Raw genomic sequence first — 14,200 nt, 5'->3', positions numbered from 1 at the left:
AATTATGTTTCCCCCTCAGTTACTTACCACGTTTTCCCTCTAGCACAGCTTGAAGACGATCCAGGTTCTGTTCGTTGCTGTCCGGGCAAAAGGATTTTACTTGCTCGAAGATGTCCTTGTCTTTGAACTGTTGGCGGAATGTTACACGCGTCCGATCAGCCTGTTCGGAAAATGTTGCCGTCAGCCGGAATTCAGGAGCGCCTTGATGCGCCAGTACGATACGCTTCCCCGGCTCGATCTCGATGAATTTGTTTTCGTTCGCATAATCCTTGCCGTCCGGTCCGTGAAAAGTAAAGCGCCAGGAGCCGCCTTCGCGGAAGTCGAATTCCTTGAACGTGCTCGTGAAGCCGTTAGGACCCCACCACTGAGCAAGAAGCTCCGGCTGCGACCATGCCCGGTAAACTTCTTCCAGTGGGAAGTCATACAAACGCATATGCGCAAACTCCAATTCGCCAGGAGCCAGGTCGGCGTCCTCTGCCGCAGCGGCTTCTCCGTTCTGAGCAAGCGAATTGCCCAGCAGCTCCAGCAGTTCCCGCGATCCGTGTTCCCGATTCTCAACCGCATCAAGTCCATCGAAGAAGGTGCCTTGCTCCGTAAAGGTCAGCCTCGTGCCGCCATCTGAGTCTGAAAGCTCAATCGTAGTAATCGACACCGAGAAACGTACGCCGTTAAAATCCATTACGTAAGTATAAACAATCCGCTCGAGCGGAACGATCTCCTGATAAGTCGCATCGAACGTGTACACTCCTCCATCCGGTACTTCGCCGCTGCTGAATTCCCGTCCGCCTACCCGGAATTCGAACACTTCCGGCTTTGTGAACCAACGTGCTTTGGCTTCGGCGTCAGCCATTGCTTCGTACACCTGCTCCCTGGATGCCGGATACGTTTTTTCAATTACGAATGTTCCATGGCTTACAAACTTTTCTTTCATGATCTTAATCCTCCTTGTTTTCTTCTTTTATATTGTTCGTTTTCTCAATCCCGCCCGCTAAGAACATCCCCAGCAGGCCAAAACGTTGCTCCCAACTATGTTGTCGATTCAGGATCGGCTTCTCGTAGTCGTTCTTCATCGCTTGCAACAGCGAGGTGAAATCATCTACTGTCACCTGCTCCTTTCCTTTCATCAGCTTAGAGACGTGCCTCAGTTGATCAAGCAGCTTCTGCTGCCGCCGTAGTTGCTCTTGCACTCGCTCGACTTGCAGGTCTACGACCTCTAGCAGGTCAATTTCGTGATCCGTCAGCGCCGTCTTAACTTCGTCGAGCGACAGGCCTAGCTCCTTCAGCGATACAATTCGATAGAGTCGCGACAAATCTTCGTCGTCGTAGAGTCGATGTCCCGATTCTGTGGCAGCCGACGGCGTGAGCAGACCAATCTGGTCGTAGAAACGCAACGTGCGCACAGTCAGCCCTGTCAGCTTCGCCAGATCCCCGACTTTCCAATATTGTTTCAGTTGATCATCTCCGTTCTCTGCCGCTAGCTTGAATACCGGTAGCCTCATTATAAAACCTTACGTTACGTAAGGTGCAAGTCATTTATTTAAATTTTTAATAAATAATAAAATAGTCTTAAAGAAGTAACTCCATATAAGCGTTTCACTAACGGATAACAATGTCTCTATCAACAGAAAAAGGCCCCGCAGATAACTCGGGACCTTTTCATAAAGTTATTGTTAGTTCTGTTGCAGGAATTTCTCGGTCGAAATGACATTGGCATACATGCCGTGAAGAGCGCTGACAAATGCATAATGAACCTGTTCAGCGGGGATGATTCTATCTTGATAAGTTAAGTCCCTGGTCGCACATGCATCTTCAATTAATGTAGTTTCAAAACCAAGATCAACGGCAGCTCTGACAGTGGCGTCAATGCACATATGCGTCATCATCCCGACAACGACTACCTTGGTGATACCTTTTTCTTTTAACTTGCTCTCTAAATCCGTCTTCAAAAAGCTGTTCGGGAAATTTTTTACGATAATGCTTTCGTGTTCTAAAGGCAACACCGTTTTATGGAGCTCGGCTCCCTCAGTATTTGGAAGAAAGAAGCCCAATTCCGGACTGCTTGCGATATGCTGGACATGAAAAATCTGATCTTTATTATTTTGTCTAAACCAATCAAGAACTTTGGCAGCATTGGCGGCTGCTCGATCAGGGTTGCTTAGCTCCATCTTCCCATCTGGAAAATAGTCGTTTTGTATATCTACAATGATTAAAGCTGTACTCATGTTCTTTCACCTCATTGATTTATTTATTACAATAAAATGATAACCCGGATCATGATCATGATCGATGCTTTGACGAAACGCTTTGGAATCAAACTATTTCATGGTGAAAGGAATTTATAATGGAGCTGGATAACATTGATTTTCAGATACTTCGGTTACTTTCCGAGAATTCACGCATTCATATGGAAAGAACTTGGTGAACAAATTCATATGACCGGACAAGCCATAGGGAATCGTATTAAAAAACTTGAGGATAACGGTGTAATTAAAGCTTACTCCCTAATTGTCGATGAAATGAAGTTGGGAATTGCCTACACTGCTTTTGTCATTATTTATATGAAGACAGCAAACCATGATTTGTTTATACGGTTTGTTCAGAATCGAAACGAGGTGGTTGAAGTCCATCGAGTATCGGGCGCGGGCTGTTACCATATAAAACTTAAAGTGAAATCGCAAGATCAATTAAATCTTTTTCTTGATGATCTACTTGAGTATGGGAATTATAGTCTCCACCTTTCCATACAAGAGATTAAACAACAGAATCCATCGATCTCTTAATAAGAAATGGCATTATAAACATAAAAGGTATCATCTCTCGAAAAGTGAGGGGTGGTACCTTTTCTGTTATTCCTCTTGGTTATGCTCTCCCCATTGCAAACCAAGGATATTTTTATAAGTCAAATTTGTTCTTCTTAAGTCAAAATAAGCGCTTACATTGAGAGAACGCTAAATTTACAATTAGGTCTAACCGTTTTGAAATGGGGGGAGCCATGAGGATTACAAAGCGAAAACCAACAATGATCATCTTGTTTACCGCCGTATTTCTGATTGTCCATGCTTTATTCGTGTTGAGTTTAACTAGTAAAAAAGTGGATCTGCCTGAGAATTGGCTGTTTACAGTAAACGGATACTCCGTAACGGAGGAAGAATTTCAATTTTATGCCCAGGAGCAGAGAGCTGTAACGGCGGACTATTTCTTCAGAACCTATGGGGCGCAAGTAGATGAGGGATTCTGGACACGCCAATACGGCGATCAACATGAAACTCCGTCTGAATATATCAAAAAATCCGCGATGACTGCATTGCTAAACACCAAACACGAGCAATTTATTGCAGACGAGCGAGGGATTGACCCATACAAAAGCTTTGATGAGCTGAAATCCGATATGGAAGAAGAAAATAGGAAGCGGGCTACGATGGAGGACTCAGGGGATACCTACTATGGTTTGCCTCAGTTTGATCTATATCAATATATGCAATATTTAAGTGGAGCCCGTTGGCCGGATTTGGTCGAAACCCAGGTTAAACAAACGAAAATGAGCGATGCCGAGTTACAAGTAGAGTATGCAACTAGAAGCGCTGAATATGTTCGTATGGCCGATGAATTGACGGTCTCTTTAGCAGCGTCGGGACAGGCCAAGGAAGAGAAAGTATTGAGTCGATTAGATATATCCAAAGAAGATAATGAGTCTCTTAAGTTCTGGGAGTCGCTGGCGACGGCTTCCGTGGGGGAGACCGTAGTCGGTAAATATTTGGACGAGGATGTCGTTGCGACATTAAAGTCCAAACCGGAAATCACCAAGCTAAAGCTGGAAGAAGTGAAGGATTCCTTAATCTATGGACGGGCGGACTCCGACTTGCGAGCCTTAATTGCAAATACGGATAAGCTAAAGATCAAATATAACGGGAATCGATTCCGTGAATTAATAGTGAACTAGAATAGTTAGTTTTTCAACGTTTATAAAAATCTGTGTCTGATGAAGCTTCTCTAGATGCGGATTCTTTATAAAGTATAAATTCATCAATTTAAAGGGGAGGGATTTTAGAATGAAGCGATCGAAATGGATGAAAAAAGCTTTGTCGATGGTTACGGCAACGACATTGGCTTTTCCAGGACTGTTCGGCTTGGCGCCTTCATCTGAAGTATCGGCTGCGGAAGGGGGCGAATCTTTTGACTCCGTTGTGCTAGAGTTGACCCAAGCGGCAGGACTGGCAGGCAGGGTGAATCTTACCTATAAAGGTTCGCCTTTAAACAGTCTGGTTAAAGGTCCGGTTATCGACGAGGTTAGCTACGATTCCAGTAATTCGAATCTGCTAGCCGTTAATAATCAGGGCAACATTACTTTATCCAGCGGCTATACATTTGCGGCTCCAGGGGCTCCAGGCATTCCGGTGACGGTCACAGCCACGGCGAGTTATTACCAAGACTCCGATGTGTTATTTATGGAAGACTTCGAGAACAACAATGGACCGATGACATCAACAGGCAAGTTAGGTTCGACATTCGCGTTGACCGATGCTCAGTCCCGTTCCGGATTGAAAGCGATTACACCTTCTGGTGATACGAATAATGAAAATGTAGCTCAAGACGTGGCGTTGCCGGCCGGCGGGAATTATAAGATGACGGCATGGTATTTTGACCCGTATCCCTATGAGGAGAAGACAGCGACGGAGAGAACTCAATTTGCGATTGTTGATGGGAAAAATGCCACCTTTGCCGGGACAATCTATCAAAGTTCCGAGGCGGATGTTATTCATAACCCGACGAAATACACTTGGGCATATGCCCCATCCTCAGCGGGCACGGCAGGCAACCGTTGGAAGGATAGCGGGATTGAGCGTTCCACAGGCTGGCATAAATTCGAATGGCTAATAACCCCGGATGGAGCGAGGCTGCAAATCGATGGAACCTTAATTCCCGAATCAGAACAAAGCAGTATTTACAAAGCTATGAAGAGCGGTACGACCATTCAGCCTAAAATAGCGGGAGGATGGAACGGACAACCAGGCAATAAAGCTTACATTAAAAACAAACATCTAATCGACGATTTTTATGTGGTAAAGGATGTCGCCACAACAACCGGAACCCGAACATTAACAGTCAATGTGATACCTCCCGGCGGATTGCCGAATTTGGAAATCATCACTCAGCCATCGGCAGCAAAAGTAAACCAAGGAGAGACAGCCACATTTAGCGTTACGGCATCAGCCGCTGCGGCAGCCTATCAATGGTACGTATCTGACGACGAGACTGGTTTGAACGGGGCAAAAGTGAGCGGAGCTGATCAGGCGGTATTCACGCTTTCCAATGTGGACTCGGCTTCCCAACAAGGCAAGTTTTATTATTGCGAGGTGTCTTCAGCAGAGGGAGTCGTGTTGAAATCCCAGGCTGTCCCGTTGTTGATCACCACCCATACACCGGTGAATTCGCCAATTAACCCGACGCTTAACCCGGACACGGGTATTTATACGGGTGCCTCCAACTATGGCGATACCCTTGTAACCCTGTTCAAAGACGGTGAACCTGTTGGTTATTATTTATCGAAAAATGGGGGACCCGACCAACCTAACAATCATGAAAGACATCATATTTTACCCTATGCAAGGGCAATGGGAACGGGCAATTACACGGTTACAGCCATTGTCATTAATAATGCGGGAGACATCAGTGAAGAAGTTGCAGCATCCGGAACATTGGCGATCGAAAAATTGCCAGCACCGGAAAATTTAAAATGGAACGGTACTTATGCTACATGGGATCGCGTCGCTAACGCAGCCGCCTATTCGGTTCAACTTTTTAGTAATGGAGCGGCTAACGGAAGCCCGATTGCAGCAACAAGCAATGATGCGGCTTTGTCCCCGACTTTAAATGATACATTCAAAGTAACTGCGAACGGCGACGCAACTTCACGATTCCTGGACTCTGATGAATCAGGGGAGAGTGCACAATATTCAGCCAGTATTGCGTTAATTCGCCAGAACGATACCTTAAGGGCAGGAGACCGAACTAGGCTAATCGTTGACACGGGTGATGTGTTCGTTGCCGATAACATTAGCTTCAGCCCAGCGGATCAAGACAAGGATAAGATCGAGGTCGATAATGCAGGATTTGTAACAGTTAAGAAAGGCTTTGTTCCGACTGGGAACGAAGAGGTCACCGTTGAGGTGAGCGTGGATTACTTCAATAAGGCGAACACCCTGTTTTACGATGGGTTTGAAGGGGAGAAGAAATTTTCGAATGGGGCGAACGGATATGTCCACAGCGATGTGATGTCCCGTACCGGGGCAAAGGCTGCGACAACCAGCGGTGCAGGTCAAGTGGCTACCGTTCCTGGTACCTATAATTACACCCCTGCCGCTGGTAAGACAACCATCGTCACCGCTTGGTACTATGATGATGGCAGAGGGGCTTCCAATGATCACGCTGTCTTTGGCTTAACCCCATCGTCCAATGAACATATCGCAATAAATTATGGGAATGGGGACGGCGACTGGGCGGCGAATCTGACCAATTACGCTGTCAGACCCGGTTCGACCGGAAGGTTCTATCCTGTAGATGTCCAGCGAAGCGAAGGCTGGCATAAGTTTCAATGGTTCGTTACATCCACGGGAACAACTTATAAAATCGATGGACAAGATCTTCAAAGGCAATCAACTGACGGCGGCAATTTTGATACTCCGGTGAAGAACAACATCACCAAGATAGATGCCTTACAGCTTGCTACCAACTGGGGCAACAAGCCCGGAACGGTTAAAGATATGCAGAACAGGCACTTTATCGATGACGTATATGTTGTAGATAGCGGAATAACCGCGCAAACCGGAACAGCTTCCGTTACATTGAAACTATTACCTAAAGAGTATAGTCACCTGGAAGATAGCACCTATGTTATTGGTCTGGAGGACTACAATATCACCGTAAATCCTGATTTAGAGGATCTGGCCGGTGTGGAGATCGGGGCTGTAGCTCTGCAGCGGGATGTGGATTATACGATTAGCGGCAATGTTTTGAAAATCCACAAAGAATCATTCGCCAGAAACAACATCGTGCCGGGAAAATACACCGTTCGACTTGATCTGAATCCTGCCGAAATCACATTCGAATTGAACATTGTGCCCCTTGAAGTCCGCGATTATTATTTCTCCAATGACGGGGACGATCAAGCGGATGGACGCACACCGGCTACGGCATGGAAATCAATTTCCAAGATCAATGAATATGTATTTATGCCGGGTTCAACCATTTATCTGGATGCGAATAGCGTGTGGAATGAACAAATCAGACTGCGCGGCAACGGTCAGGAAGGTAATCCGATTACGCTTACGAAATATAACACGACCGATCCTAACCAACGTCCGATCATTAACGGCGGGGGAACAGCGTCGAGCCCATCGGGCATTTCCTTAAACGGCACGATTGAATTATACGACGTTAATTATTGGGTAGTCAGTGGAATTGAAGTAACGAACATCGGGAATAAAGCAGGCGACGGCCGTTCCGGTATCGCTGTAATGTCACGCATTTCCAAGCTGGGTCAAGGTCAGTTTAACATTCAAGATTATGCCGATGCCCGCATGCAAGGAATCGTCATTCGAGATAACTATGTTCATGATGTGAATGGGCTGCACCAAGCCAATGGAGCAAATAAGGTATCCGGCGGCATCATTATTAATGGTTATGTAGATATATTGGTTGAAGGTAACAAAACCCTTCGCTGCGATAACGAAGGTATTCGCAATAATGCCTACGGGCCAAGCAGTCCAGGGACTAATAACACAGGTATCACTTGGAGTAACTCCAGCTATCCTTGGGCATCAAAAGCAGTGTTCAAAAACAACTGGATCTCTGGTTCGGTTGGAGATGGAATCGTCCTGTCGGGTGGGAACAACTCCCTAGTGGAACGAAATGTGGTCACAGACAGCGGTTACAGCTATTTAAGCGATAAGAGCGGTAACCTGGTTGCGAACTGGGGGCCAAATAACTCAACCCCGACCTATCTAGGTACGCAAAACTATGCGGCAGCGTGGATTATGGCAAGTAAAGGTACGATCTTCCGCTATAACGAAGCTGTGGATAACCCCTATCATGCGAGCAATGACGGTATGGCTTGGGATATCGACAACTATTGTCAGGACAACGTGTACGAGTACAACTATAGCCGAAACAACTATGGCGGCTGGTATTTACAGATGAATGCAGCCAAGGGCAATATCGTTCGCTATAACATCAGCGTGAACGACGGTCGCAGCCCGGATTTCAACAAGAGCTTCAACAGTCTTGTATTACTTGCGGGAGGTTCTTCAACAAGCGAGGAATCGAGCGGATTATACTATAACAATGTGATCGTCACGCCATTGAAGAATAGCAGTTCATTGATATTTGACCCGACAGGCTCTAACTTGCACATTTACTTCCAAAATAATATCTTTGCTTATACCGGGGCAAACAGTCAGGTTGGTCTGAAAGGCGGGGGAACCTCGGCTCCATTTGCAGCCGGACGGTTTACGAATAATATTGTATATCCGGCAAATCTTTTTGGCAGCATGGAAGCAGGCGGCGGCGGTTATCTGGGCGCAGGCGTAACAGCCGCAGACAACCGCTATGTGACGGAAGAGGAACTGAATTCAATATTAAATGATTATAAATCAGCGCCGGAGCATTGGATTGCCAACAGCGGAACAGTGGATGCCAAGCTGGATTACAGTGCGATGAACGGATTCCGCCTCGCTGAAGGTAATAACCCGGCTTATGGGGCGGGTGCCGAGATTATAAGCCCCTATGTGGATCGCGTGAACGCTCTGCCTCATATGATGGAGAGAACAGATTTCTTCGGCAATCCACTAGGCGGCAGAACGCCTTCGATCGGTGCGCATAACCCTTATGCGGTAACTTTCGATTCCAATGGCGGGACCGAAGTGATGATGAAATTCGCAGATATGGGCGGGACAATTACCGAGCCGACAGCACCGACTAAAGATAACGCTGTTTTTGGCGGTTGGTATCAAGATGCCGAATTCAATGATGCCTGGAATTTCGCTTTGGATCCGGTGACGAGGGATATGGCATTATTCGCGAAATGGGTTGATGACGCAGGCACGGGTACGGCACCAACAATTACGACGAAATCGCTTGCGGATGGCAAAGTTGGACAACCGTATTCGGAAGCTCTTGCCACCGACGGCGATAAGCCAATTAAATGGGCTGTTGTAGAAGGTCAATTGCCATTGGGATTGAGCTTGGATGAAGATGCAGGCGTTATCTCGGGTACACCGGATCAATGGGGCCAATTTACGTTTAAAGTTCAGGCCACCAATGAAGCGGGCAGTGATACGAAAGCGTTCAATATAGTGATCACTGAAGAGGCGCCAGTTGACACAGCCCCGGAGATTATCACCAAGCATCTGCCAAGCGGTAAAGTTGGACAAGAATATGCGGTAACCCTAGCCGTATATGGCAGCGAGCCGATGACCTGGAAGGTCAAAGACGGAGATTTGCCGACAGATTTGAACCTGGATGAAGCAACAGGCCTTATCTCGGGTACGCCTCATGAGGCAGGACATTACGAATTTACGGTCGCAGCAACGAATGACTTTGGTATGGATGAGTCAGTATTGAGAATCGAGATTATTGAAGATCAGCCAGTTGATAAAGCCCCGGAGATTATCACTAAAAATCTGCCAAGCGGCAAAGTGGGGCAAGCCTATACGGCAACCCTAGCGGTATACGACAACAAACCGGTTACTTGGACCGTGAGCGATCGTTATTTACCTGCCGGGTTGAGTTTAGAAGGAGCTACGGGTGTTATTTCAGGCGTGCCTATTGAAGCGGGAACATACAAATTCACTGTTGCGGCTTCCAACCCTGAAGGCATGGATACGAGAGCGTTGACTATCGTTATTACGGCAAATAACAACGGTGGCAATAATGGCAACAACGGCAATAACAACAATGGCAATGGCGGAAACTCGGGGGGACAAGGCAGTAGGCCGACTCCTTCGCCAGAATCACCGGTAGCGGATCCTATGGATGCTGCAATCCAAGAGCAGTTGAAGAAGGGCGATTCCATTGAATTGACGATGCCGGCCGGAAAAGAGGAGCTTGAGATTCAACGCGATACGATCGATGCGATGATCAAAGCCGGCAAACCGCTAACTGTTACGAATGATACCATTTCCGTCGAATTGTCTCCGGAACTGTTGAAGCAGTTGAATACAGGCAAACGGATGAAGGTTGTCATTAAACCGGTAGATAAAGGAGACGGAGTTATCGGACGGGGATATGAGCTGAAGATCTTCGCGGATGGCCAGGAAGTAACGGATTATACAGGAGCTATACCAGTAATCTTTGATCTGACAAAAGAGAAATTATCGCCTAACGAAATTAGCAGATTAAGCGGTGTTCTGCTTCGATTAGACGGTAACAAGGAGCGTTTAGGCGGCAACTATGACCGTGAGACAGGCAAGTTTACCTTCACGGCAAAAGGGCTAGGCTATATCTACGTTACAAGTAAGCCTGAACCAGTGAAATTGGAACTTACGCTAGGTAAGACAGGGTATAAATTAAACGGAATCGATAGGAGTATGGATGTTTCGTCGATGGCCGTCAAAGGTAGAACGTTAGTGCCACTGCGCTTCGTTGCCGAGAGCTTAGGAGCAAATGTAGGCTGGGATCACGTTACGAAAACCGTAACGATTACCTTGGACGATCAGACTTTATCGTTTGCAATCGGTGAACTTGCACCAGGCATGGATGTAGCCGCTGAACTTGTAGACGGACGTACCATGCTGCCGCTGCGCTTTATTGCCGAGTATTTTGGCGCGGATGTATTTTATGACAGCACTACGAAATCCATTAGTATTATGAAGTAGTATGCATTAACATTAGCTTCTACACACGAAACCCTCTAACATGCACTGCAACCGGTGCTTTGTTAGAGGGTTTCTAATTTTTTTTGTTCCACTTTTACAAAAATGCTGATTTTAGATTAATGGAGTTGCGGTTCAATTATTCTTCTACTTCAATACTAAGCTCTTTAGAAACCTTGTAGCTTTCGGCATGTTTATTTGTTGCTAATACTAGTTTGATTTCATTAGTTCCTTTTTTCATCATGGGAAGAGGATATCCGCTCGTCTCTTGAATCGGACCTATTAATGAACCGTTAATGTATAGATGGATATGGCCTTCGCCTTCTACTGCTTTTATACCATAGTTTTCTTTGGAAATATTCAAATTGGTTTCAATGTTTAAGAAATAACTATCATTTTCTTTGTAGGCAGTAGCATCTAATGTATATTGTGATTCTTCTGGTTCTGAATCTGCTTCTGCTTCTGTTATTGATTGATGTTCAGACTGTTGATGAACAGCGGGCTCTGCTGTTGCTGAGTTTGTTTCTTTTGTGGAACATCCAACGGATATAAGTGCGAATAGTGAGAGTGATAGCATAGTAAAGAATAATTTCTTCATCCATATAACCACCTTTTTTGGTATAATCTGAATTTGAGGATCCTCTGATGATTATTCTAACAAACAATTTTCTGGGCTTGCATACGCCCATGAAACAGTTTGCTCAAATTACTTTGACCGTGAAAGGAAATTGATAAGGTGATTGATCATATAGACATGGAAATTGTACGTTGTTTACAAAAAAACTCAAGAATGCAATGGAAACAGATTGGTGAGATCGTACATATGTCTGGGGTCGCAGTTTCCAAACGGATTCAACGTTTAGAAGAGATGGGAGTCATAGAAGGGTACACCGTTAAGTTAAATGAAAAATTAATGGGTAACACCTACTGTATATTCATTACTGTCCTGATGAAGGATTACAAGCATACGAAGTTTGAACAGTTCATTATGGAACGTGATGAAATTAAAGAGGCCCATCGTGTTAGCGGAGAGCCCTGTTTTATTCTAAAAGTCCAATTGGCTGACTATAGCTTGCTGTCCAAATTGTTAGATGAAATCCTGGTATATGGTCACTATAAAATCAATATTTCCATTAGTCACTTTAAGTAGATTATCCCTTACAGCGATCTGGTTATGTTTCTTAATAGTAATTGACTACTTGGCTTATTGAGAAGGACGGAGAGCATGGTATATCTTGGTGAATGGAGAAACAGAGCATTTTTTTTAATTCTAGTTACATTCATTTTAATTACAGCCGCTTTATCTGGCTGTCAGGCTGGCGATAATGAACCAAATAATGACATAGAAATCATCTCCAAAGAACTAATAGAAGGGCCCGGTCAAAATCCAAAAATCGATATATTCAAAGTGTTTTATAAAAGTGACGATATTAATGTTCTCGCATATCTAACGGTTCCCAAGGCTCCCGGAAAATATCCGCTGGTTGTACATCTTCATGGGGGATATGCTCTTGAACGTAAGGAACTTTCTCATTACGATTTCGGCTTTACGTTCGGGTTCAGATATATGAGTGACCAAGTTGTCTATTTGTATCCCCTTTATCGCGGGTATTTGGAGAGTGATGGTCATGTTCAAGGAATTGCGGAGAATACGCGGGATGCAGAGAATGGAATTAAAGTGGCAATGTCCACTGGAAGTGTAAAAAAGGATTCTGTATACCTGCTTGGTGCATCAATGGGCGGCGGTGTGGCTTTAAGATTAGCTTCTGAGCGGCAGGACATAAAGGCTGTTGTCGCTGTAAGTCCTTTTGTGGGTTGGGATGTAAATTTACGCTGGCTAGATGAAAACCCGGACATAATTTCACCTCAAATTGTAGAAGAAAATAGAAAGACAGCCGAATACGTAAGGTTTGGCTTGATTAATGGCAATCCAGAATCGAAAGGGGATTATTCGATTCTGGATCGAATTCCCTCCATTCAGGCCCCGATACTTCTGTTGCAAGGGACTGCTGATGAAAGTCTCATTTGGCAAACCGTTCAAGACTTTGCAAATGATTTAGAAGAGGCGGGTAAAACCGTGAAGCTTGTTTTGTATCCAGATGGTCGGCATGGGTTAGAGGATAAGTATCAAGACCAGAGGAACCAAGAGGTGACGCAATGGCTTCACACGTATGGCATACCCAAATCATTTACCATGCAGTAGGAGACAGTCCCCCGGAATCGCGTTATAGTCCTTATACTATACAGTTTCGAATTCAATTTCTAAGGCGAAAAGTCAGAAGTGAACGCCAGTTGTAGAACATAAAAAAAGGTAGCCCTCAGGGCTACCTTTTTTGTTACATGTGCGGCAGACTTAATCCCCCTCACTGTCCCCTCTTTGCCTGAACCCGGTAATCGCTGGGAGTGAGGCCGCAGCTGCGGCGGAAGCTTTGCGAGAAATAGCTTTGCGAGGAGAAGCCCGAAGATTCCGCGATTTGTGAGATGGAAAGGTCTGTGGTTTCGAGTAACTCCTTGCTCGTACGAAGTCTGACCTCATTCAAGTAATTGATGGGCGACATACCATAATATTTAGTGAAGGTATGGGACAGATAATATTTGCTGATGTGCGCTTTGTCCGCCAGAAAGTCGAGCGAAATATCTTCCGTATAGTTGGAGTCGATATACCGTTTGATCCGGCTGCATATCTTGTTGGCTCTTTGGGTAGCCACGACAGAGAACGGGTGACCGGAGCTCCGCATCAAGCTAATGATTACAACCTCGAGCAGGTTTTGGCAGATGGCTTCATAGTTCTCTTCCTTGTTCTCCGTTTCCCGAAGCATCGCATTGAAATAAAACAGCAGTTCGTCCCGCTGATTCCGATAATTGATAATCTTGTGATTCAGGCTTCCGCTTCGATTCCCAAAATCAAAGCTCATCCCCTCAACGCCGAGCACGACATACTCCAAAGGATCGCTGCTGACAGAAACCTCGGTATGCTCCACATTCGGGTTTACGATGACAAGATCATCCTGCTTTACCGGATAAATGTCGTCCTCGACAATGAAATTCCCCTGACCGCTGCGGACATAAAATAGCTCGGCAAAACTGTGAGTATGACGGATGCTGAACCAATCCCCCTCATAAATGGAGGAGCTGACATAGATCAACTTGGCTGGAATCTCCCCGCGTCCTTTTCCGGGAAGCCAATAGCGTACATTTCCCAAGGCTCTCCGTCCCTTCTAATATAAAAGTTCCATCAACCTTCTAATTTCGACACAATCAAACATTTTTTGCTATAAAACTGTCGACTTTTTTTAAATTATAAACTTATTATAATAGCAAGATATATAAAA

Annotated in this window: 9 protein-coding genes and 1 pseudogene; 5 read left to right on the top strand and 5 right to left on the bottom strand. The window is 45.4% G+C overall.

Translation table 11 applies throughout. From position 1 onward, the window contains the following. Positions 1 to 19 precede the first annotated feature (19 nt). The 3 genes from NYE70_RS13995 to NYE70_RS13985 form a co-directional block, all read right to left on the bottom strand. Positions 20 to 931 (bottom strand): SRPBCC family protein, encoded by a 912-nt coding sequence (locus tag NYE70_RS13995; RefSeq protein WP_341046434.1) that lies wholly within the window; start codon positions 929 to 931, stop codon positions 20 to 22. 4 nt (positions 932 to 935) lie between these two features. Beyond that, on the bottom strand, positions 936 to 1,451 hold the full coding sequence (locus NYE70_RS13990; RefSeq protein WP_341047594.1) for a MerR family transcriptional regulator: 516 nt from the start codon (positions 1,449 to 1,451) through the stop codon (positions 936 to 938). Between the two features lie 219 nt (positions 1,452 to 1,670). Beyond that, positions 1,671 to 2,222, bottom strand: a complete 552-nt coding sequence (locus NYE70_RS13985; RefSeq protein ID WP_341046432.1) for a cysteine hydrolase family protein — start codon at positions 2,220 to 2,222, stop codon at positions 1,671 to 1,673. A gap of 119 nt (positions 2,223 to 2,341) precedes the next feature. Between NYE70_RS13985 and NYE70_RS13980 the strand changes: the two are divergent. The 3 genes and pseudogenes from NYE70_RS13980 to NYE70_RS13970 all read left to right on the top strand — a co-directional run bounded on the left by NYE70_RS13980 (position 2,342) and on the right by NYE70_RS13970 (position 10,871). Continuing rightward, a pseudogene (locus NYE70_RS13980) lies at positions 2,342 to 2,780 on the top strand (Lrp/AsnC family transcriptional regulator). 239 nt (positions 2,781 to 3,019) lie between these two features. Continuing rightward, positions 3,020 to 3,940: a hypothetical protein gene (locus tag NYE70_RS13975; RefSeq protein WP_341046430.1), complete on the top strand. Its 921-nt coding sequence runs from the start codon at positions 3,020 to 3,022 to the stop codon at positions 3,938 to 3,940. A gap of 109 nt (positions 3,941 to 4,049) precedes the next feature. Continuing rightward, complete coding sequence (locus NYE70_RS13970) at positions 4,050 to 10,871, top strand: putative Ig domain-containing protein (protein WP_341046428.1); 6,822 nt, start codon at positions 4,050 to 4,052, stop codon at positions 10,869 to 10,871. A gap of 136 nt (positions 10,872 to 11,007) precedes the next feature. On the opposite strand, the gene NYE70_RS13965 is transcribed toward NYE70_RS13970, so the two are convergent. After that, a complete protein-coding gene (locus NYE70_RS13965; protein WP_341046426.1) occupies positions 11,008 to 11,466 on the bottom strand; it encodes a hypothetical protein in 459 nt (152 codons plus the stop codon). Positions 11,467 to 11,604: 138 nt separating this feature from the next. Between NYE70_RS13965 and NYE70_RS13960 the strand changes: the two genes are divergently transcribed. Together NYE70_RS13960 and NYE70_RS13955 are read left to right on the top strand one after the other, a co-directional pair. Then, the gene (locus NYE70_RS13960; protein WP_290408437.1) at positions 11,605 to 12,018 is read left to right on the top strand and encodes an Lrp/AsnC family transcriptional regulator; all 414 of its coding nucleotides are present in this window, start codon (positions 11,605 to 11,607) and stop codon (positions 12,016 to 12,018) included. Between the two features lie 75 nt (positions 12,019 to 12,093). Further along, positions 12,094 to 13,071 carry an alpha/beta hydrolase family protein gene (locus NYE70_RS13955; RefSeq protein WP_341046424.1) on the top strand — a complete coding sequence of 326 codons (978 nt, stop codon included), beginning with the start codon at positions 12,094 to 12,096 and terminating at the stop codon, positions 13,069 to 13,071. A gap of 160 nt (positions 13,072 to 13,231) precedes the next feature. On the opposite strand, the gene NYE70_RS13950 is transcribed toward NYE70_RS13955, so the two are convergent. Next, positions 13,232 to 14,071 (bottom strand): AraC family transcriptional regulator, encoded by an 840-nt coding sequence (locus NYE70_RS13950; protein ID WP_211025889.1) that lies wholly within the window; start codon positions 14,069 to 14,071, stop codon positions 13,232 to 13,234. Between the last annotated feature and the right edge of the window lie 129 nt (positions 14,072 to 14,200).

The organism is Paenibacillus sp. FSL R5-0407 (assembly GCF_038009185.1).
Taxonomy (GTDB): domain Bacteria; phylum Bacillota; class Bacilli; order Paenibacillales; family Paenibacillaceae; genus Fontibacillus; species Fontibacillus vini.
Note: the sequence above shows the minus strand (reverse complement) of the source record. Positions and strands in the feature narration are given on the sequence as shown.

Bases quoted from the DNA above. Each gene is read 5' to 3' on its own strand.
- NYE70_RS13995 (WP_341046434.1), bottom strand. From the start codon at position 931: ATGAAAGAAAAGTTTGTAAGCCATGGAACATTCGTAATTGAAAAAACG.
- NYE70_RS13965 (WP_341046426.1), bottom strand. From the start codon at position 11,466: ATGAAGAAATTATTCTTTACTATGCTATCACTCTCACTATTCGCACTT.
- NYE70_RS13975 (WP_341046430.1), top strand. From the start codon at position 3,020: ATGATCATCTTGTTTACCGCCGTATTTCTGATTGTCCATGCTTTATTC.
- NYE70_RS13970 (WP_341046428.1), top strand. From the start codon at position 4,050: ATGAAGCGATCGAAATGGATGAAAAAAGCTTTGTCGATGGTTACGGCA.
- NYE70_RS13985 (WP_341046432.1), bottom strand. From the start codon at position 2,222: ATGAGTACAGCTTTAATCATTGTAGATATACAAAACGACTATTTTCCA.
- NYE70_RS13955 (WP_341046424.1), top strand. From the start codon at position 12,094: ATGGTATATCTTGGTGAATGGAGAAACAGAGCATTTTTTTTAATTCTA.